The sequence below is a fragment of the Bacillus sp. FJAT-44742 genome, assembly GCF_002797315.1.
Taxonomy (GTDB): Bacteria; Bacillota; Bacilli; order Bacillales; family Marinococcaceae; genus Thalassorhabdus; species Thalassorhabdus alkalitolerans.
Genome location: NZ_KZ454936.1, coordinates 1,490,114 through 1,510,207, shown reverse-complemented (window position 1 = coordinate 1,510,207; position 20,094 = coordinate 1,490,114). Strand labels below are relative to the sequence as shown.

At 40.5% G+C, this 20,094-nt stretch carries 19 protein-coding genes and 1 pseudogene; 3 read left to right on the top strand and 17 right to left on the bottom strand.

What is annotated here, in order from left to right:
• Positions 1 to 22 precede the first annotated feature (22 nt).
• The 12 genes from CEF17_RS07500 to CEF17_RS07445 form a co-directional block, all read right to left on the bottom strand.
• Positions 23 to 1,054: an LLM class flavin-dependent oxidoreductase gene (locus tag CEF17_RS07500; RefSeq protein ID WP_100398985.1), complete on the bottom strand. Its 1,032-nt coding sequence runs from the start codon at positions 1,052 to 1,054 to the stop codon at positions 23 to 25.
• Between the two features lie 8 nt (positions 1,055 to 1,062).
• Positions 1,063 to 1,359, bottom strand: coding sequence for a DUF3219 family protein (locus CEF17_RS07495; protein ID WP_100398984.1), 297 nt, complete (start codon positions 1,357 to 1,359; stop codon positions 1,063 to 1,065).
• A gap of 161 nt (positions 1,360 to 1,520) precedes the next feature.
• Complete coding sequence (locus CEF17_RS07490) at positions 1,521 to 2,351, bottom strand: aldo/keto reductase (protein WP_100398983.1); 831 nt, start codon at positions 2,349 to 2,351, stop codon at positions 1,521 to 1,523.
• 193 nt (positions 2,352 to 2,544) lie between these two features.
• A complete protein-coding gene (locus tag CEF17_RS07485) occupies positions 2,545 to 2,997 on the bottom strand; it encodes a hypothetical protein (RefSeq protein ID WP_100398982.1) in 453 nt (150 codons plus the stop codon).
• Positions 2,997 to 3,803, bottom strand: a complete 807-nt coding sequence (locus CEF17_RS07480; RefSeq protein WP_100398981.1) for a DUF3100 domain-containing protein — start codon at positions 3,801 to 3,803, stop codon at positions 2,997 to 2,999. Before CEF17_RS07480 ends, CEF17_RS07485 begins: the two co-directional genes overlap by 1 nt.
• Positions 3,804 to 3,847: 44 nt before the next feature.
• Entirely contained in the window at positions 3,848 to 4,828 is a 981-nt protein-coding gene (locus CEF17_RS07475; RefSeq protein ID WP_100398980.1) for an LLM class flavin-dependent oxidoreductase, read from the bottom strand.
• 98 nt (positions 4,829 to 4,926) lie between these two features.
• Positions 4,927 to 5,757 (bottom strand): HAD family hydrolase, encoded by an 831-nt coding sequence (locus tag CEF17_RS07470; protein ID WP_100398979.1) that lies wholly within the window; start codon positions 5,755 to 5,757, stop codon positions 4,927 to 4,929.
• 11 nt (positions 5,758 to 5,768) lie between these two features.
• On the bottom strand, positions 5,769 to 6,578 hold the full coding sequence (gene phnE, locus CEF17_RS07465; RefSeq protein ID WP_054636041.1) for a phosphonate ABC transporter, permease protein PhnE: 810 nt from the start codon (positions 6,576 to 6,578) through the stop codon (positions 5,769 to 5,771).
• Positions 6,578 to 7,384: a phosphonate ABC transporter, permease protein PhnE gene (gene phnE / locus CEF17_RS07460; protein ID WP_054636040.1), complete on the bottom strand. Its 807-nt coding sequence runs from the start codon at positions 7,382 to 7,384 to the stop codon at positions 6,578 to 6,580. Before phnE (CEF17_RS07460) ends, phnE (CEF17_RS07465) begins: the two co-directional genes overlap by 1 nt.
• Complete coding sequence (phnC, locus tag CEF17_RS07455) at positions 7,381 to 8,157, bottom strand: phosphonate ABC transporter ATP-binding protein (RefSeq protein WP_100398978.1); 777 nt, start codon at positions 8,155 to 8,157, stop codon at positions 7,381 to 7,383. Before phnC ends, phnE (CEF17_RS07460) begins: the two co-directional genes overlap by 4 nt.
• A 174-nt stretch (positions 8,158 to 8,331) precedes the next feature.
• The gene (locus tag CEF17_RS07450) at positions 8,332 to 9,255 is read right to left on the bottom strand and encodes a phosphate/phosphite/phosphonate ABC transporter substrate-binding protein (RefSeq protein ID WP_054636038.1); all 924 of its coding nucleotides are present in this window, start codon (positions 9,253 to 9,255) and stop codon (positions 8,332 to 8,334) included.
• Between the two features lie 938 nt (positions 9,256 to 10,193).
• Entirely contained in the window at positions 10,194 to 10,817 is a 624-nt protein-coding gene (locus CEF17_RS07445) for a CAP domain-containing protein (RefSeq protein ID WP_100398977.1), read from the bottom strand.
• A 241-nt stretch (positions 10,818 to 11,058) separates the two neighbouring features.
• Here CEF17_RS07445 and CEF17_RS07440 point away from each other — a divergent pair, with 241 nt between their 5' ends.
• The 3 genes from CEF17_RS07440 (at position 11,059) to CEF17_RS07430 (ending at position 14,584) form a co-directional block, all read left to right on the top strand.
• The gene (locus CEF17_RS07440) at positions 11,059 to 12,081 is read left to right on the top strand and encodes a zinc-binding alcohol dehydrogenase family protein (protein ID WP_100398976.1); all 1,023 of its coding nucleotides are present in this window, start codon (positions 11,059 to 11,061) and stop codon (positions 12,079 to 12,081) included.
• 35 nt (positions 12,082 to 12,116) lie between these two features.
• Positions 12,117 to 13,115, top strand: a complete 999-nt coding sequence (locus tag CEF17_RS07435; protein WP_100398975.1) for a zinc-binding dehydrogenase — start codon at positions 12,117 to 12,119, stop codon at positions 13,113 to 13,115.
• Between the two features lie 248 nt (positions 13,116 to 13,363).
• Positions 13,364 to 14,584, top strand: coding sequence for an ISL3 family transposase (locus CEF17_RS07430; protein WP_100398974.1), 1,221 nt, complete (start codon positions 13,364 to 13,366; stop codon positions 14,582 to 14,584).
• A 51-nt stretch (positions 14,585 to 14,635) separates the two neighbouring features.
• On the opposite strand, the pseudogene CEF17_RS07425 reads toward CEF17_RS07430, so the two are convergent.
• From CEF17_RS07425 to CEF17_RS07405, 5 genes and pseudogenes are all read right to left on the bottom strand, one after another.
• A pseudogene (locus CEF17_RS07425) lies at positions 14,636 to 15,340 on the bottom strand (MBL fold metallo-hydrolase); the annotation flags it as partial.
• A 255-nt stretch (positions 15,341 to 15,595) separates the two neighbouring features.
• Positions 15,596 to 17,188, bottom strand: a complete 1,593-nt coding sequence (katX, locus tag CEF17_RS07420; protein WP_232725450.1) for a catalase KatX — start codon at positions 17,186 to 17,188, stop codon at positions 15,596 to 15,598.
• A gap of 108 nt (positions 17,189 to 17,296) precedes the next feature.
• Positions 17,297 to 18,334, bottom strand: coding sequence for an STAS domain-containing protein (locus tag CEF17_RS07415; protein ID WP_100398971.1), 1,038 nt, complete (start codon positions 18,332 to 18,334; stop codon positions 17,297 to 17,299).
• Positions 18,335 to 18,438: 104 nt separating this feature from the next.
• Positions 18,439 to 19,404: a UV DNA damage repair endonuclease UvsE gene (gene uvsE / locus CEF17_RS07410; protein ID WP_100398970.1), complete on the bottom strand. Its 966-nt coding sequence runs from the start codon at positions 19,402 to 19,404 to the stop codon at positions 18,439 to 18,441.
• Positions 19,405 to 19,515: 111 nt separating this feature from the next.
• Positions 19,516 to 19,938, bottom strand: a complete 423-nt coding sequence (locus tag CEF17_RS07405; RefSeq protein ID WP_100398969.1) for an organic hydroperoxide resistance protein — start codon at positions 19,936 to 19,938, stop codon at positions 19,516 to 19,518.
• Positions 19,939 to 20,094 lie beyond the last annotated feature (156 nt).

Below are 20,094 nucleotides of genomic sequence, written 5' to 3'. Positions count from 1 at the left end.
GAAAGTGCTAGTCGGTATGTTGCTATGCAGGGTGAATAAGATCTTTTAACAGGCCGTAAGATTTTATCCGTTCCTTATGGTCGTAAACAGAAGTGTTTATAATCATTTCATCAGCTTGAGTTTTATCCAGAAAATCCTGAAGCTCCGTTTTTACACGTTCCGGGCTGCCAGCAATCGTTGAACGTAACTGCTGGGAGATAGAAGCTTTTTCAAACTCAGACCACAATTCATCCATATTCTCTACTGGTGGTTTCAGCTTTGTAGGGTTTCCCTTTGTTAAGCTTAAAAAAGCCTGCTGCTGAGAGGTGGAAAGCCATTCTGCTTTCTCCTCATCTTCAGCTACGATTACATTCACTCCCACCATCGCATATGGTTCTTTAAGTTCTTCAGAAGGAACAAACGACTGACGGTATAACCGTAAGGCAGGCAGAGTATACGCAGGAGAAAAATGGCTTGCAAAAGCAAATGGGAGTCCTAGTCTTCCAGCCAATTGAGCACTGTAGCCACTTGAGCCTAACAGCCAGATAGGGATATCCAACCCTTCTCCCGGTATAGCACGTACTGGATTATACCCTTTGCCTAGAGAAGGATCAAAATAAGAACGAAGCTCTTCAAGTGCCTCCGGAAAATCTTCTCCATTACTGGAAAGGTCCCTGCGAAGAGCATGAGCAGTAACCTGGTCACTGCCCGGGGCCCTTCCCAGTCCTAAATCTATCCTCCCCGGGTACATACTTTCAAGGGTGCCAAATTGCTCAGCTATCACCAGAGGAGCGTGATTAGGCAGCATGATGCCGCCAGATCCTACACGAATATTTTTTGTGCCGCCGGCAATATAGCCTATTAAGACTGATGTTGCAGAGCTCGCTATTCCAGGCATATTATGATGTTCAGCAACCCAGTAACGGTGAAAGCCCAGCTTTTCGGTATGCCTGGCTAAGTTCAGGCTGTTTTGGACGGCTTCAGATGCATTACTTCCCTCAACAATTGGAGCAAGGTCAAGTACCGAAAATTTAATATCATTAAGACGCTTATTCTGGTTAGAATCCACTTTCATCCCCCCTTTTATTTTGACTTGCTGATTTCTGTAAGCTCAAGATGAAATATTGATACTTGCTGCTCATCCGCGAAGTCTGCCAACGTCGTAGCGTATTTGGTTATATTGCCTGTAAATTGTAAATTATCTTCAGGGACTTTTACGGTAAATGATGGACTGTACAGCAGTTTCGTCACATCATGATACTCCTCGCCGCCATGTACAGGAAATCGAAAGGATATTTTAGTTGGAGAGTATGAAGTCTCTGTTTTGTAAAATTCGGAAACGAGAAATTCCACATCATTCAACATTACTTTTCTTTCCATTTGCACACTCCATCTCTTTCTCAGTGTCAGCCAAAAAGTCCATTATTCAGCTGCGGTTATCCTTTAACATGCTCAGGCATACTCTTTCCTATTTGTTCCTTTGTCCTTTGGAGAAAGATAGTAATAAGAAACCAAACCATTGAGGCAAATAAGAACAGCTGTTAAAAGTCAAAATCATCTGGATCTGGGCCAACCCGTTCATTTTTATTAAGAGAAGAGATTTGATTCATCTCTTGGTCAGTAAGCTGAAAATCAAATACATTTGCATTCGCTTTAATTCTCTCTTCATTCACAGATTTTGGTATGGTTATTACTTTATTTTGCAGGTCCCAGCGCAATATGATTTGAGCTGGCGATTTTCCGTATTTCTTTCCTATGTCTTTTATGGTTCCATCTCGGAGGAGTTCTCCTTGTTTAAGAGGGGACCAAGCCTCCAGCTGAATGCTTTTTCCCTCACAAAAAGCAAGAAGTTCTTCCTGGGTCAGATGAGGGTGATATTCGACCTGATTTACCATAGGTTTAATTTCTGCATCTTCCAGTAAATCTTTTAAGTGATGAATATGAAAGTTACTTACTCCGATTGCACGAACACGGCCCTCTTTATATAGCTTTTCTAATGCCTTCCAGGTTTCTTTATATTTTCCCTCAACGGGCCAGTGGATGAGATATAAATCCAAATAATCTAACCCAAGTTTATTTAAGCTTGTTTGAAAAGCTTCCAGAGTAGAGTTGTATCCTTGATCTGCGTTCCAGACTTTGGAGGTGATAAATAAATCTTCTCGTGTTGCTCCTGATTCTCTGATCCCTTGTCCAACCCCATCTTCATTTCCGTAAACAGCCGCTGTATCAATGCTCTTGTAACCTGTTTGTATTGCGTTCTTTACTGAGTCGATTACTTCTTTTCCTTCTTCTACTTTGAATACTCCTAACCCAAACCAGGGCATGCGCACCCCATTATGTAATGTAACAGTATCTTGAAGACTTGACGCCATGCTGATTCCTCCTTTAGTACAAGCTTGTCTTTTATTTTCTAATAAAAGAAGGGAAAGATAAACTATTTTGCACTATAGCCTAACGGGATATGCAAATCCAGCCAGAATACTTATCAAATACTCTCTACTTGCTGATACCTGGGATAAAAAAATAAGCTCAAATCCCGAAAAAGGATCTGAGCTTATTTACATGTTATATGATGCCCTGCATGCGAAGGACCACTTCAGCAATTAAAGCAGAACCGATAAATGTACCAAGAAAAACAAATACAGCCACTACAATACTTCGCCATCCAAGACTGACAAAGTCTGTCCAATTTCTGCCAATGGAAATTCCCGCGTAGGCTAGAATTGGGGTGGTGAGGGCGAGGAGTTCCACTTGTTCAGTCCAAGCAACCACATAAGATGACCCTGGAATCCAAGGCATAGAAACGAGTACTCCTATAAGGCCTATGTAGGCAACACTAGGAAGCTGAAAGGGAAGTAATTTCTGGACAATCATTCCAGCCAGAGCGATGACAATAAGTGTAAGCATACCAGGCAATGCATCAAAGGGTAAAATGTCAAAGCCCATCCAATTTCCAAATAATGCAGAAAGACCAAAAATCCCTAACAGGAGAGACCACTCTTGAATATTACGCAGCATTATGACCTCTCTCCTTTCTTTTCTTGTTCACTTTTTCTTTTCATCATTACGTTGTACAGTTTCTCCGTTAATGGTAAACCGATGAATATGCTAATATACAGACCGGTTGATAGCGACAATAAGTTGCTGGCCCCTGCAAAAGCAGCGATGGATCCTTCGAACTCTGGAAAGGCTGCAATTAAAGAACCGCTTGCAGCAGCCATCATACTTCCACTGCCTACCCCTGATGCCATGGCAAAAGAGAGTGGGCTGAGCGGTGTTAAGGTTGCGAGGTATCCGGCGGCTAAACCGAAAAATACTGCACCAAAAACTGTTCCAAATATGTAAATAGCCATTACTCCCCGGCCTTCCGGACTATTGAATCCATATTTGTCCATAATCAAGCCAACGTTGGGTTCACGAGCAATTGAATGTGTCATCCCTATTGCTTCTCGTTTAAAACCGAGCAAAATAGCAATCGGGAGAGCTATTAAAATCGTTGCCAGATTCCCAAACTCCTGCAGTAATAACGCAGGTCCGGCTTCAATAATTTCAGGCAAAGATGGTCCGATAATCACTCCAATTTTTGCAATAAGTAATGTGACGCCCAGGACAATAAAAGGCTCAGCCCGGTCGGCTGACTTTTTCTTAATAATTGGAGTAAAGTATAAGCCCAGCCCAATCACTATGGCGTATAACATTGGCAGAAGCATGATCACTCCCGGTCCAACAGCAAACTCATGAATTCCAATACTTTCTGTCAAAATAACAATTAAAAACACGACGGCGTGAAGACGCCAATCTTTTATCAAATCTGTCTGATTCACAAACTGCACCTCCTAGAATACCTAGTTTTTCTCACACCCACACACTAGAGTAAGGCTTTAGCGATTGCCTTATAAGAGTTACTTCTCATCTCATATGTAGGAGTAATCGTAACAACCATGATTTCATCAGCCTTAACTTGTTGTTGCAATTCACTTATTTTTTTACCTGCTTCTTCCGGACTTCCAATAATTACTTTTTCATTTTCTCTCCCTTCAGATCTTTTATCTGCTCTTCCTGAAAAATACTCTTTGGCTTTCATAATCGAAGGAACCCCCTGCAGCTTTTCTCCCTTTTCCATCTTTTCCTTCCAAAGCCAATAACTTAATGCCATTTCCTCAGCTTCTTCAGTCGTTTCCCCGCATATGACAGCTACCGTTAAAATAACATAAGGTTTCGCTGTATTATTTGTTTTATATGTGTTTATACATTCATTAGCATCGGCATCACTCATAAAGTGACCAAATACATAAGGCAGTTTATGCTCTGCAGCTAACAAGGCACTTTTATTATTCGTGCCTAGAAGCCAGGGCTGAGGCTTGGAAGGAGGAACAGGTGAGGCTTTGAGACTGGAATATAGATGATCCTCGGGAAAATCGTTTCTTAAAAAATGCAGCAGTTCATCTAATAGGTCAGGAAATTTCTTTACATTATCCAAGTAATTTCCTGACAAAGCCATCGAAGCTTCAGCCGAACCCCCTGGTGCCCTCCCAATTCCTATATCTATCCTTCCAGGAAACAAGGTTTCTAACATGTGATAGGTTTCGGCAACTTTATAGGGCTTATAGTGGGGAAGTAATACTGCACCTGCTCCCAGCCTGATTTTCTTGGTAGACGCTCCTATATAACTAATCATAACCTCAGGAGAAGAGCAGGATAGTCCTTTCATATCATGATGCTCAGCAATCCAATATCTCTTGTACCCAAGCTCTTCTCCAAGAAGTGCCAGTTTTTTTGATTCTTCAAGTGCTTTTGCCTGGGAACTCCCTTCCAGCACGGGAGATTGGTCAAGTATACTTACAATCATCTCATTCACCCTTTTATATACTATACTCTTGCTGCCTTATTCACCCATTATATAAAAGACAAACAAAACCAGCACTACGATAGAGTGCTGGCACCATATTACAAGGCTTTTATTTCTTCAAACAACTCAGAGAGAGTAGAAACTACCTTAGTGTTTTCTCTAACTTCTGCCTTTCCTGTCGGATCTACTAAAATAGCTTGCATATTCATTTGCTCTGCAGGGGCAATTTCATTTAAATAATTATCCCCAATGGAGACAGCTTCCTCAGCCTTGACATGATAGCGTGAAAGGAGTTCCTGAAAGTGTTTGCTTGTGTTTTGAGGCTTTTTGGCACTGGAGATAACTTCAGGAAACACACCGTGTAACTTTAAGGTTAGAAGAAGGCGCTCTACATCGTCAGCCTGACTGTTCGTTATAAGGACAAGGTCCTTTTTTTCTCCAAGGTGCAATAGTGTTTCACGCAAGCCAGGATTATCAGCAAAGGTGAATTCGTCTGTCTGCATGTAATCTTTTGTTTTGCAGTACGAATCATAAGTGCTTCCTACACCATAATGCTTCGCTGCAGCCACCGGAAGCCACCATCCATCCCCAATTGCAATGAGGTGATCAAAGTCATAAGTAAGCGAACCACTGTAATAGCTTTGTTCGTCAAGCTCTGTGCCTTCCCAGTCAAATACTTTTACAACATTGTTGTTTTCAGGATTGACTGTAAGAATCCTGTCTCTTTTTGCATCATAAATTTTTCCCACAGCTACCGGATGATTTCCTTTTAGAATGGATTGGTAGTCATTCCAGAAGAGCTCTCTTTTTTCCGGTTTGAGCTTTTTGCTTAATTCTTCAGCATAAAATTCAAAATGGTGGGTATCTTCGTACAATGTGCCATCAAGGTCAAAGATTACCAGTTTCACTTTGCTCCAAGCAACTGTCATTTGAATGCCTCCTAGACTATACGTTTACGGATGTTTGTACTGATTAAATCAATTATAGTTACTGTAATGATGACTATATATAGGATCATCCCGACATCTTCCCAGTTCCGCTGCTGGGCTGCCAAAATGAGCGGAGCCCCGATACCGCCTGCTCCAACCAGACCGAGAATAGAGGATGCCCGTACATCAATTTCAAAACGGTAAAGCCCATATGAAGAAAATTCAGGAATAACCTGAGGAATGACCCCGTACCAAAAGACTTGAAGGGGATTAGCGCCAGTTGTGCGAAGTGTCTGGACAATCTCCATGTCGATGGTTTCAATTACTTCTGCATATAACTTACCAAGCATCCCTATACAGTTTATTGTAATAGCGAGAACACCGGCATACGGACCCATTCCCACAGCGGATACGAAAATAATCGCAAACATAATTTCCGGAAAGGCACGGATAGCATTGAGAATCCCTTTACCTATATTTGAAAAATGGCCCGATACGTTCTGTGCAGCAAGAAAACCAATCGGGATTGCCAAGATGCTTCCAATTAACGTTCCAGCAAAGGCAATGGCTACCGTTTCAATCATAAACCCTATATTGGTCGGAATATTAGCTCTTGTAGATTCATCGAAAAACGGCTGAATGAATAATCTGTTTAACATTTCAGGGGCTGACGCACCAGAACCCCGGTACGTAAGGTCCGTATATAAAAACGCTACAATATATAAAGCGACAAGAACAATTGCGATTGCAGAAAAATTCATCCAATATTTAGCGCGTTTCGGGTTTCTTAAATCATAATGTTTTGTTGATTTGGTCGCCATTATACTAACCTCTTTCTAAACACCGTACTAATTGTGTCGATAATGGTGACGCCAATGAACGTTACAAATATAATCATAGACACGTTACCAAAATTAAATACGGCAAGCTGCTGATTTAGAAGTAAGCCGATACCGCCTGCTCCTACAAAACCAAGGACAATAGATGCCCTTACATTTATTTCAAGCAAATAAAGTGTATACGAAACATACTGAGGCAGAATTTGCGGAATGGCTCCGTACCAAATGACTTGAAAGATATTGCCCCCTGTAGCCCTTACAGCATCCAAAGGTCCTTCATCAATTGATTCAATCGTTTCACTCACAAATTTCACTAAGATCCCGAGTGAGAAAAAAAATAGGGCAATCATACCTGACAAAGCACCCAACCCTACAATAGCTACAAATAAAACAGCCCATACTAAATCCGGAATCGTACGAAGTACATTTAATGCCAGGCGTGTTGCATGATAGAAGAAAAAGTTTTTATTTATATTTCCTGCTGCTATAAAGGCAATAGGTAAACAGAAAATTGCAGAAAGTGTGGTGGCTAGCAGTGCAATATTCCATGATTCCAGCAGGCCAAATAATACACTTTCAAAGTAACCCCAATTGGGCGGCCACATATCATCAATAAAGAAACTAATTGCATGAGGCAGGCCTTCAATAATTCTGTCAGGGTACGCATCAGTCTGAATTGCAGCAGCTATATATAAAGCTACAACGACAAATAAGATCATTGTTATATTTCGTTTTGAAGAGGCAGGTATGACAGGAATGCGTTTTTGATGTTGAGAATCTTTTGTCATTCTTTTTCAACCTCGCCTAATAAATCATCTTCTTTAATAGGACGACCGTATATATCTTCAAATGTCTGCTCGTTTACTTCAGAAGCCGGTCCGTCAAACACTACTTCTCCTTCCCGCAATCCAATAATCCGGTCTGCGTATTCCATGGAAAGGTCAATAGCATGAAGATTTATAACCATTGTGATGTCGTCTTCTTTGTTTATTTCACGCAAGTCTTCCATCACAGCATGAGCTGTCGGTGGATCAAGACTGGCAACAGGCTCATCTGCAAGAATAACCTTTGGCTTTTGACACAAGGAACGGGCTATACTTACTCTTTGCTGCTGACCGCCGCTTAAAGTATCTGCGCGTTGATACGCTTTATCCTGAATCCCTACCCTGTCAAGACATTGCATGGCAAACTGAAGATCCTCCTGTGAGAACATGTTAAGCATACTGCGCAGAGTACCAGTATGGCCTAATCGTCCAGACAGGACGTTTCTAAGAACACTTGAGCGCTTTACCAGGTTATAGTTTTGAAATATCATTCCAATATCACGGCGAAGCAGACGAAGACCCTTGCTGTTTACCTTAAGAGCATCCGTATTTTCTATAAATAGTTTTCCTTCTGTTGGTTTTACCATTTGATTAATACTGCGGATAAGCGTTGATTTCCCAGCACCCGACAGTCCTACAACAACAACAAACTCACCCTTAGGGATTTCTAAATTAATATTTTTTAAGCCCTTATGACCATTAGGGTACGTCAACGATACATTATCAAATTTAATCATTTCATAACTACCTCTTTTATATATAAATAGAAAAACAGAAAGAACCTTTCCCGGTTCGTAAGTTCATAGAGTAAGAAACGAACTTATGTCCTGGAATTCTCTGAACAAAGTAACAACCTGCTTGTCGTATGAAAGCAGGTTGTTCACTATGAAAATAGCATGTAAGAAAATAATTTATTCCTCTACAACATCCTCAAAACGCTCATAGGTTTCACGGACGATTTCATAGTCTTCAGAGGAAGCTTCAGTCACACCAGTCCAGTTGTATACTTCATCCATAACTTCCATCATTTCTTCGTCATCATTAAAGCTAAGGAAGACGTCTTTAATTTCTTGTGCTAGTTCCTCATCCATTTCAGAACGCACGGAAATCGTATCATTTGGGATAGGGTCAGTATATTCAATAACTGTGAGTTCATCATAGATATCTGGATTCTCGTCTGCAAAGTTATCACGAGCATCGTCAAAGGTAGTTGCAAAGTCAGCTTGTCCGTCCAGAAGTGACTGCAAAGCATTGTCATGGCCGCCAACTGTCTGCTGAACAAAGTGTTCATCAACTTCTTCAATCCCCAGATCCATCAAGTGAGATGCCGGGAATAGATACCCTGCTGTAGATGTGACATCACCAAAGGACCAAGTAAGCTCTCCTGGATCAGAATTAATAATATCATCAATATCATTAATGTCAGAATCTTCACGGACAACAAATTGCGCCAAGTAAGAATCATCGCCGTGACGGATAGCTTTCAACAGCACGTTAACCTCAGCACGTTCTTCAGCTTGTACAAATCCAAATGGAGGCAGAAAACCTATGTCAATGTTTTGGGTACGCATTCCTTCAACCAATGCAGTGTAGTTTGTCATAACTTCTGCGTCAATTTCAACTCCAAGCTCTTCGCTTAAACGCTCCTGAAGAGGCTCAACGGTAGTAGCAATTTCATCAGCATCCTGTGATGGGACAAAACCCATTGTTAATTGATCTACTTGACCATTATCACCGGCTTCCTCACCATTTCCATCTCCATTGTCACCGCCTCCACAGGCTGCCAGAAGTCCTACTGAAGAAGCCACAGTTACACCAATCATCCACTTTTTCATCTTAAACCCTCCAAAAATTTGATTTGTTTATTTCTCTACTAATGTACTTAAAAAAAATGAGCTGAATGGCCGCCTCCCTTTGTGTAATAAAGTGTCATACTATTTATGTATCTTAATTCCAATAGGGAACGTGTTAATTTTTTCACAAAAAGAAAAGTCTGAAAAATACGTTTAAAAAACGTGGATATCGGGTAACAATGTCCATTTTATTTGACAATTACGTAAAAATCAATTAATTCTTTGTAAATTTTAAGAGAATTAAAGGAATTTTGTCGCTTTATTCGTAACATTTCCAGTAATCACCTATAAATTAGTGAGGCAAAAAGTATATCTCTTTTCCCTATCATTTATTGAAAAAATTTAGTAATAATTACGATATTAACCCCCGTACCCCCATAAGCACGGTGAGACTTCAAAAAAAGCCCTCCATTATGATGACATGGAAGGCTTTTACTTTAAATTTATCTATTATCGAATTTAGTAACGGAATATTAGTGTTAGATGTAGGTTATAGACAGGGTTAGGCTGATTTTTTTTGAGCTTGTTTAAGCATACGAGCGCCTTCTTCTTGGTGACGTTCGAAAACGGCTTTTACATAATTAATGATATACTTTTTCATTCATTAACCCTTCTTTCATGTGATTATATGGATATTATGCGCTTCTTTGAGCTTAATATCAAAAATGAAAATAAACCATGAAAACGAAAACATATTCCATGAAAACGGATTACATATCATAAATACTTTTGTTTTCTTTCTTTTCCTTCTAAATACTCCTGTTTCCAAAGATTCTAACGATTATAAATGTTGTATTTACTTTTATATTTTTGATTAGTTTTAAAAAATGAGCCATCCTATATATTTTTCAAGTGACATTCTTATAGAAATAGTATGACACGTATGAAAACACAGCAGCCAAGCCAGGCTGCTGTGTGTTTTAGTTACCGGTAAACATTTGACACCATGCTCCGTGATAAAAGCCCACTCCAATGGAATCAAATTCAGGTTTTAAGATATTCTCCCGGTGACCTGGAGAGTCCATCCAATCGTTCATCACTTGTTCTGGTGTGGTTTGTCCTTTTGCTATGTTTTCTCCAGCTGTACGGTAATCCACTCCAAAGGTTTGGAGCATATCAAATGGGGATCCGTAATTAGGACTTGTATGAGAGAAGTAATTTGAATTAACCATATCTTCTGCTTTTTTATGAGCAACATCTTTTACATCTGCGCGGTGTGTCAGCGGCTGAAGTCCGTTTCTGCTTCTTTCTTGGTTCACTAATTCAACAACTTGGTCTTCGAATTGATTGTGATGTTCTGCTTCTGGTTTAAGCCTTATTACTTCACCTATGTGCATATTTTGGGGCGCTATTTCTGGATTTAACCTCATTAGCTCTCTGTAATCTACTCCGTACCGCTGAGCAATAAACCAAAAGGAATCTCCCGAGCTAACCTGGTAGTGTTCAAAAGGAGGCTCGTTATAAGTTTGCACATTTTGAGCCTCTGCTGAAATCGGAAAACAGCATAAAAAGAGCAGAACGCAGCTAACAAATCTAATAAGCATAAGTGATCTCCTTTGTCGTAAAATGTACTTTTCTATTATGTAAAGAATTTGATTTATTTATGTTGCTAATTATTACGTAAAAAAGTTATAAAATGGAATGATCTCTTTAAGCAGGTGGAACACTTTTTTAGGAGAAGAAGGTAAGAGGAAAAGGCGTAACTGTTGAAGCAATGAACCGTGTTGTAGTAGTCTTTGAAGAAACAAATGCTTGGCATCATTTAATTAGATGGGGTGAGAGTGCATGAAAGCGGTAGGATTATATAAATATTTACCAATTGACCATGAAGAAAGCCTCCTTGATATTGAGGTTGACAAACCAGTGCCCAAAGAGAGAGAAATTCTTGTAAAGGTAGAGGCAGTGTCTGTCAATCCAGTAGATACAAAAGTAAGAGCACCAAAAGAAAATATTGAAGAACAGCCACGCATTCTTGGCTGGGATGTTGCCGGGGTCGTCGATGAAGTCGGGCCTGACTGCACGTTATTTGAACCAGGAGATGAAGTGTATTATGCAGGGAGTATCGATCGACAAGGCGGGAATAGCGAGTACCACTTGGTGGATGAAAGAATTGTCGGCCACAAACCAGTCCTTCTTAGTTACTCAGAGGCAGCCGCTCTCCCGTTAACTACAATCACTGCCTGGGAAGGAATATTTGACCGACTCGGCGTTAAAATGGATCCAAGAAAAAATGCCAGCAAATCCATCCTCATCATTGGAGCGGCTGGCGGAGTCGGCTCTATTGCCGTTCAACTTGCAAAGATGGCAGGGTTAAAAGTGATCGGCACAGCTTCCAGGCCTGAGTCATCCAAGTGGGCAATGGATCGCGGAGCTGATTTTATTATTGACCACCATGAGCCATTTTTGCCTCAGCTTACAGAGTTAGGGATCCATAACGGAGTAAACTATATTTTTTGTTTACATTCGACCGATCAGCATTGGGAAAACATGGCTGATGCCATTGCTCCACAAGGCAACATCTGTTCAATTGTTGAAACCGACAAGCATCTAGACTTAACCCTTTTAAAAAATAAAAGTGTAACCTTTTCGTGGGAATTTATGTTTACTCGTCCTTTGTATAAAACAGGTGACATGATTGAACAATACAGGCTTTTAAATAAAGTGAGCAAATTCCTTGATGATAAAAAGCTCGAAACTACTGTAGATACTATTCTTTCACCGATTAATGCAAATAACCTCCAGAAAGCTCACAAGATGATCGAGTCAGGCCGGACGATCGGAAAAATAGTGATAGCAGACTTTGAATAAAACTTCTATTTGAACGGCAAGAAGGAGGAACCGCTATGAAAGCTTTTGTCCATGAAGGGGCTGCCGGGTTAGAGGGGGCAAGATATACAGAACATACGGCCCCTGTTCCCAAAAAAGGCGAAGTAAAAGTGAAACTGAAATATGCTGGTTTAAACCACCGTGATTTGTTCGTGCTTGAGCGTCATAACCAACAGGACCCTCCTCTGATTCTGGGATCAGATGGCGCTGGAGTCATTGAAGAAACAGGGCCGGAAGTTACGAGGTTTTCTGAAGGAGACTCTGTCATTATCAACCCAAGTTTAGGGTGGCTTACAAAAAGTGATGCTCCCCCTGAAGGGTATAAGGTTCTGGGATTACCGGATCACGGTACATTTGCAGAAACCATTACGATCTCTCAAGAGTATATCGAAAAAAAACCAGAGCATTTGACCTGGGAAGAAGCCGGGGTGCTGGCTTTGTCAGCTCTCACTGCATACAGGGCTCTGTTTACGAGGGCTAAGATTAAAAGAACAGATACTATTCTCCTGCCCGGTGTTGGAAGCGGAGCCGTAACATTTTTACTCTTATTTGCAAAAGCGATAGGAGCCCGGGTGATCGTTACTTCTCGCTCTGAGGAAAAAAGAAGAAAAGCATTAGAGCTTGGAGCGGATATAGCGATTGACAGCAGCGGCGACTGGGATAAAGCACTGCATGGTGAAAAAGCAGATATTGCCATTGAAACTATCGGAGCTGCTACCTTTAATAAGACACTCAGTCAAGTAAGAAAAGGAGGAACTTTGGTTACGTTTGGTGCTTCGGCAGGAGATGAAGTCACCCTTAATCTCCGCTCATTATTTTACGGCCAATTTAATCTCCTTGGAAGCACTATGGGAAGCCGAGATGAGTTAAGAGAAATGCTTTATTTTATTAATCGTTACCAAATTAAACCTGTCATTGATCAGGTCTTTCCGTTATCTCACACAGCAGAAGCTATGAGACGCCTAGAAGATGCAGAGCAGTTTGGCAAAATCCCTTTGGAAATTCAGCCCACCTGACTCCAAGCATGGGATTATGCAGAATCTCAGTTTAGCTGGCCTTTTGAAAACAAGTTTTTATCCTCTTCACTAGATTTGAAATCCCGTAATAAAAAGTGGTATCTCAAAAGTTAGACTATTGAGATACCACTTTTTTGGCTCTACACTATTTGTTGGGGTTTTAGAAAAATTAGCTATTAAAAAACACGCAAGCTCCGATATCCTTTACACTTGAATTGTCGAGAAACAAGAATAAGGATAGGAGTTGCGTGTACATGCATTTTATCATGAATATTCCCGGGTTTGAAGAAATGATCATAAAGAAAACAGAAACGATAGGGGATTCGTTCCATCTCCACGTGGAGATGGAACGAAAAGCCCAACGCTGCCCCGATTGTGGAAAGCGGACGAAACGTGTTCATGATTACCGCACTCAAAAAGTACAGCACTTGAAGATGTTTGAGAGAAACACGTATGTATTTTATCGAAAGCGTCGTTACGCCTGTTCCTGCGGGAAACGGTTTGCCGAGTCCACTCGCTTTGTCCAACGATATCAGCGTCACAGCGTGGAATGGAATCAAGCGTTTGGGCTGCGCATCATTCAGGGGAAAAACTTCAAGGATACAGCGCAACAGTTTCGAACGTCTGCTTCTACTGCCATGAGGCGATTTGATGCCATTTCTTCTCCCATGTTTCGAGAAGTCACAGAACTTCCTGAAGTCATTGCGATCGATGAATATAAAGGAGATACCGATCAAGGGAAGTTTCAGGTCATCATTGCCAATGGGAAGACCGCTGAACCTTTGGATATTCTTCCTGACCGTAAGGTGGAGACGGTGAAACAGTATTTACGCCAAAAAGGAAACAAGGTGGAAATGGTGGTGATGGATATGAGTTATCCCTTCAAATCTGCCGTACAGAAAGCCTTAGGAAACCCTGTGATCATCGCGGACCGTTTTCACTTTTGCCGGTATGTCTTTTGGGCTTTGGATCGTGTGAGAAGAAGAGTGCAGAAAGACTTTCATGAGTATGATCGAAAGAAATGTAAACGAATGAAACACGTGTTTAACAAACGGTACGAAGCTCTGAGCGAGAAGCAGCACTGGTATTTGGAGAGATACTTGGGTTTATCCGAGGAGTTACGGAGCGCCTACCGGCTGAAAGAAATGTTTCGGGGCTGGTTTGATCAAGCGAAAGCTGTTGGTTCTTCCAATGGGAGGATCATAAAAGAAGGACTCTATGCTTTTTACCGTGAGGTAAAGGCTTCTGGCATGAAAGAATTTATAAAGGTGGTTCAAACCCTCCAAAATTGGCAAACGGAAATCCTAAACAGTTTTACGTTTGGGTATACCAACGGGCCAATCGAAGGATTAAACAACCAAACCAAGGTAATCAAACGAAATGCGTTTGGTTTTAAGCGTTACGACCGTCTGCGTATGAGAGTCCTATTACATCATCAGGTAAAAGGAAAGACCATTCAAGTAGGATAAAGGGGCAGGAGCAAAAAGCTCCCACCCCAACATTTGACTTAGAACCACTTTTTTAATACTTTTTTCAGCTTTCATTATCGCTCTTTCAATGTCTTTTAATGGATTATGGACCATTTTTCCATGCCCGACCGCGAGTACAGATGGTCTATAGGCAGCAATCTTCTTGGCACTTTTGACTGCTTCTTGTTTATTCCATGTTGCCAAAGCAGGAAAGGGAAAAGAAAGGCGCAAATCGCCACTTACAGCCATCCCCCCTCTTGTCTGAAAAGGATCCCCGCCAATTAGAATATTGTCTCGTTTATCTAAAAAGGATAGAGAGCCAGGTGTGTGGCCAGGGGTAGAAATTACAGTCAAGGAGCCTACGTGATCTCCCTCTTTGAGATAGATATCAGGAACAGCTTTAACATTCTTAGGTACTCCCCCTCGAATGGGCTGGCTAGGTTCACCTGGTTCTAATTCTTTGCTGCCTTTAAGTATCTTTTCCTCTCTTTTAGCCATCATTATAGGAACGTCAGTCAAGATCTCTTTCAGCCTGTCCAATGCTCCAACATGATCCCCGTGAGCATGTGTTAAAAGAATTTGTTTAATAGGCTTTCCAATTGTTGCGGCCGATTGCATTATCTTATCTGCACTATAAGGTAATGCAGCATCAATTAAGGTCAGACCTTTTTCTTCTTCGATTAAATAGCAATTGACAGGGAATACGCGCGGCATAAAACTTAATTGATAAACGTTTTTTATTCTAGTTACTCGCAAATTTACTAGCTCCTTTTTTATTTTTATTCACTCAACTTGAATGAAATGTTGAACAGGTTCCAGGTTCCTTCCATAATTTCAGCTTCTCTCTTTTCGTTAAGGTAATGCTAATATATTCTTCTCTCTTTGAAGATTTTCCTCTTTACAGAAAAATCCCCTCTTAGGGGACTCAAGTTGCATTTTTTTCATAAATAAAAGGCTGTTGAAAGAAATTTTCAACAGCCTTACTTTATTAGTTTTACAGGGAACTTATGATTAATAGGGGTCAGAAGGATGGCTAATGTCTTCTGCCTGTTTTACTGCTTCCTCCCCATTAGTGGCACCCATTGGATTTCTGTGAGAAGAGTTTTCATCTTCCTTCTTTCTTCTAAGACCCTCTTCTACTCTTCTTCCATACTCTGGATCCGCTTTTTTGAAGTTTTCTATCATTTGATTTTGAATTTCTTCCCGGCAAGGTTTCAAAGTATCGACAAGGTTTGATATTAATTCATTTCTTTCAAAGTCACTAAGTCGTCTGTATGTCTCCCCTGCTTGACCAAAGTTATTTGTACGATCAATGGACTCTCTTTTTAATTCTCCTTCTACATAAGGAGTATGTTCTTTCCCTGCTTGGTCTGCTTCCTGCAGTCCCCCAATGATAGACGGTTCATAGTTTACATGAGGATTTTGAGCTTTGCCCTTATCCACCTTGTATTCCATCTGCCCGCCTCGCTGGTTGGTTGCTACGCCCTTTTTTGGTGAGTTAATCGGTAATTGTAGATAGTTAGATCCTACTCGGTACCGCTGTGTATCAGAATAGGAGAAGGTTCTTCCTTGCAACAGCTTATCATCGGAGAAATCTAATCCATCTACTAATACGCCAGTTCCAAAAGCAGCCTGTTCGACTTCTGCAAAATAATCTTCTGGATTCTTATTTAATACCATTTTGCCTACTGGCTGCCATGGTACCTCTTCTTTATACCATAGCTTTGTAGGATCAAGGGGATCGAAGTCCAGTTCAGGGTGATCCTCATCACTTAATATTTGCACAAACAGCTCCCATTCCGGAAAGTTTCCTTCTTCTATCGCTTCAAAAAGGTCCTGGGTCGCATGATTAAAGTTTTTTGATTGGATAGATTCAGCTTCTGCCTGTGTTAAGTTGCGAATTCCTTGCTTGGGCTCCCAGTGATATTTAACAAGAACAGCTTTTCCTTCATTATTGACCCATTTATAAGTATTTACCCCGGACCCTTGCATCTGTCTATAATTGGCTGGTATTCCCCAAGGAGAGAACAAGAAGGTAACCATATGAGTGGCTTCTGGAGATTGTGAAACAAAATCAAAAATTCTCTCACCATCTTGTATATTAGTTACAGGATCAGGCTTAAACGCATGTACCAGGTCAGGAAATTTTAGAGGGTCTCTGATGAAAAATATTTTAAGATTATTGCCGACTAAGTCCCAATTTCCGTCCTCTGTGTAAAATTTCACTGCAAAACCTCTTGGATCTCTTAATGTTTCAGGTGAATGCCCACCATGAATGACAGAGGAGAATCTAACAAATACAGGAGTTTGTTTCCCTTTCTCCTGGAAAAGCTTGGCACGTGTATATGTTGATGCTGGCTCATCACCTACGGTCCCATAAGCCTCAAAATATCCATGAGCTCCTGCACCTCTGGCATGTACAACCCTTTCAGGAATCCTTTCACGATCAAAGTGACTTATTTTTTCAAGAAAATCATAATTTTCAAGAGTCGTTGGGCCTCTATTCCCTACAGTTCTTACATTTTGATTATCTGTTACTGGGTGGCCCTGACGATTAGTCAGTGTTTCCTCTGCATTTTGATTATGCTTTTCAGGTTCCTTCAAGTAAACCCCTCCTATAGATAAACATTCACTTATAGGAACATTCTTCCAAACATAAAGGCTTTATATACAAAAAACAGGTGAGTTCATCACCTGTTTTCCAAACCTAACCTAGATAATTTGTTTGCCCTGCTGAGACAGTGAATAAAAAATAGCATGTTTTAAAGTGGAAAAACAATGCAATTTCTTTTCTTCCACGCGAAAGCCGAATTTCGTCATTTGAATACTTAATTCAGGTGACATCCCTACTAGAATACTTTCCGTGCCCAGTAAAGATGTCGTTTCGGTTAACTTATGAATAAGTGCTATAGTATATTCATTAACATCGCCATGAAGTCCGGTTAAATCCAGAATTAAATATCTGGCCTTAAATTCAGGCAGCTTGGAAAGTGTTTTTTCAAGAAGCTCATTTGAGCGGTTTTCATCATAGCTTCCTAATAGGGGAATCACCACTATGTCATCCAAAACCGGTATAAGAGGAGAGGAAATTTCTTTTACTAGATTTGATAATTCTTTTGTCCTGTCCAGAACCATTTCTTCAAGCTTGCTGATCTGAGACTGTTCTTCTTTTCTTGATAAATCATGTATGTTTTGGGAAGGAGTAATAGAAGAAGCATTGTATATGTACTCACTGTATTCATCGCCAAGGATCTGTGATTTATTTATCTTATACCAGATATTATCCTCAAAAAGACCGCTAAGGACTCCTGCCCAATGCCCTGGTAAAAATAAGCCGGGCCTGTTTTTTCCTTGCTCTTTCATTACTTTGTATTCCCAGCTGTCTTTCACTTGAATGACTGCTGTTTTATTCTCAACCGAAAATTCTTTAAATGTCACCTTTCCCCATCCGGCAGCACCGTATACTTTAGGAAGCATTTTCACTACTTCTTCAACATTTGTTTGTTTAAAAAAGTCACTGACGTTCGTCCCCATTCTGTAGCCTGTGGTTTCAAGTACAACCTCGGCTGCTTCATCCCCGGATACCTCCTGAATTGTATCCAGAAAACTTTTCATAGCTGACTCTATCCAGAACAATACCACATCATTACCAGCAAACTGAAAACGTCCTTCTTTGGTATCCCAGTTAAATTGAACGTCATTTACTGCAATGGAAGGGTTTGACGTAATGCTGCCTTTACTATCTGTCATGTCTCCAACTCCTAACGACGAAAGCATTGAATAATTACCACTATTTATAACATATTCGGGTCACTAAGGAAAGAAAAGACCCATACAGGCATTTTGCAAAGAAATTATTTTACCATAAATGTACTGCCATTTAAAACCTGAAACGTATCATCTTTTTGCACATTTCTCATTAAGGCAAATAAAGCTTCATCCTTCATTTTGGCTTCTATCATACAATCAATATTTTTGACAGATCCGTTAATTTGTCCGAGAAAAGAAAAAAATGGTTTTGAATCAATATAATCATGATGAGCCTTCGGTTGTTTCTCGGTCTTTGGGCTGGATATGTGCATTTTTACTGGCAGCGGGGAATGCTCCCACGTTTTCACTATTCTGTCCCATAGGTCCTCCCATGAACGGTCGCCATCATTTGTTAGATGATGGTGATAATCAAACACCATGGGAATGTTCAGCTTTTCGCATAAATACAACGTGTCTTCAGCGGTAAAGACTGTGTCATCGTTCTCAAGAATAATCATTTCCTGAATCTGCTTTGGAATGAAAGACCAGTTTTCAATAAATGTTTCCAATGCTTGTTGTTTGTCATTGTATCTCCCACCCACATGCAGAACACAGCGGTGCACCGGATGAATTCCCATTCCCTTCAGTAAATGTAAGTGGTACTGAAGAACACGAAGCGAGTTTACAAACACTTCTTTGTTTTCACTGTTTAAAACGACAAAGTGATCCGGGTGAAACCCCACCCGCATTTGGTGTTTCTTAATTAGCGTTTTTAGTTCTGAAAGCTTATCACGCAAAGGGGTCATATAGTCCCAATGTCCAATCTCAGGGTGATTGACTAAAGGAACAAGTCTCGAACTTAAGCGAAAAAATTGGATATCGTGGCTGATATTATGCTTTAGTATACGAATACAGCTATCTAAATTGGAAACTCCCACCCTTCCCAGTTTTCGTATGGCTGCTTCTTTGTTTTTTATTTGTTTAAATTGGGCAAACGTTACGGTTTGCGATGGAGAAGCATTCACTAATTGAGTGCTCATTGCTACATACCCAAGGCGGATGGTGGTCATAACTAATCTCCTTGCTTTTTAGCATTATCTTGCCCAGTTTTGGAGAGTTTACAATAAAAATGGGGCTGTGCTTAAAAGATAAACTTTTAAGACAACCCCACCTTCTTATTCTTATTCAGCTTTAACTTTTAAATCTACATCGATGTTTCCTCTTGTTGCCTTAGAATACGGGCAGAATTCATGAGCTTTTTCTGCTAACTCTTCAGCATCAGCTTGTGACACTCCGTTTATAGATACATTTAAAGTGACACCAATTTTAAAGCCGTCATCCTCTGGATCTTTTAATAAACTCACTTCTGCTTCTATCTTTGAATCGATTTCCTTATTTGCTTTTGAAGCAATAAGATTAAGGGCGCCATCAAAGCATGCAGCATACCCAGCTGCAAAAAGCTGCTCGGGATTCGTGCCGTCGGATGAAGACTCTTTTCCTTGAGGCATTACTAGTTTGTGATCAATCAACCCGTTTTCTGATTTGACATGTCCATTCCTTCCGCCTTCTGCCACCGCACTTGCTGTAAACATTTTTTCTGCCATGAATGTCACACTCCTTTATTATCTGTTTCCTCTTCAGTTTAGTAGTTTCTGAACTAACTTACTACTTTCCTGCTCAAGTTCCACATTCTTTCTATGTAAAAGGGAAAATGATGGCGATTTTTTCAGTATGTTGTGTAAATAAGGCAGAACCTCGTC

Excerpts from the sequence above, each read along its gene's own strand:
- CEF17_RS07435 (WP_100398975.1), top strand. The coding sequence starts at position 12,117 with ATGAAAGCTTTTGTCCATGAAGGGGCTGCCGGGTTAGAGGGGGCAAGA.
- phnE (WP_054636040.1), bottom strand. The coding sequence starts at position 7,384 with ATGACAAAAGATTCTCAACATCAAAAACGCATTCCTGTCATACCTGCC.
- CEF17_RS07500 (WP_100398985.1), bottom strand. The coding sequence starts at position 1,054 with ATGAAAGTGGATTCTAACCAGAATAAGCGTCTTAATGATATTAAATTT.
- CEF17_RS07470 (WP_100398979.1), bottom strand. The coding sequence starts at position 5,757 with ATGACAGTTGCTTGGAGCAAAGTGAAACTGGTAATCTTTGACCTTGAT.
- CEF17_RS07450 (WP_054636038.1), bottom strand. The coding sequence starts at position 9,255 with ATGAAAAAGTGGATGATTGGTGTAACTGTGGCTTCTTCAGTAGGACTT.
- CEF17_RS07415 (WP_100398971.1), bottom strand. The coding sequence starts at position 18,334 with ATGACAGATAGTAAAGGCAGCATTACGTCAAACCCTTCCATTGCAGTA.
- CEF17_RS07485 (WP_100398982.1), bottom strand. The coding sequence starts at position 2,997 with ATGCTGCGTAATATTCAAGAGTGGTCTCTCCTGTTAGGGATTTTTGGT.
- CEF17_RS07490 (WP_100398983.1), bottom strand. The coding sequence starts at position 2,351 with ATGGCGTCAAGTCTTCAAGATACTGTTACATTACATAATGGGGTGCGC.
- CEF17_RS07440 (WP_100398976.1), top strand. The coding sequence starts at position 11,059 with ATGAAAGCGGTAGGATTATATAAATATTTACCAATTGACCATGAAGAA.
- CEF17_RS07445 (WP_100398977.1), bottom strand. The coding sequence starts at position 10,817 with ATGCTTATTAGATTTGTTAGCTGCGTTCTGCTCTTTTTATGCTGTTTT.
- uvsE (WP_100398970.1), bottom strand. The coding sequence starts at position 19,404 with ATGACCACCATCCGCCTTGGGTATGTAGCAATGAGCACTCAATTAGTG.
- CEF17_RS07475 (WP_100398980.1), bottom strand. The coding sequence starts at position 4,828 with ATGATTGTAAGTATACTTGACCAATCTCCCGTGCTGGAAGGGAGTTCC.
- CEF17_RS07405 (WP_100398969.1), bottom strand. The coding sequence starts at position 19,938 with ATGGCAGAAAAAATGTTTACAGCAAGTGCGGTGGCAGAAGGCGGAAGG.
- phnC (WP_100398978.1), bottom strand. The coding sequence starts at position 8,157 with ATGATTAAATTTGATAATGTATCGTTGACGTACCCTAATGGTCATAAG.
- phnE (WP_054636041.1), bottom strand. The coding sequence starts at position 6,578 with ATGGCGACCAAATCAACAAAACATTATGATTTAAGAAACCCGAAACGC.
- CEF17_RS07495 (WP_100398984.1), bottom strand. The coding sequence starts at position 1,359 with ATGGAAAGAAAAGTAATGTTGAATGATGTGGAATTTCTCGTTTCCGAA.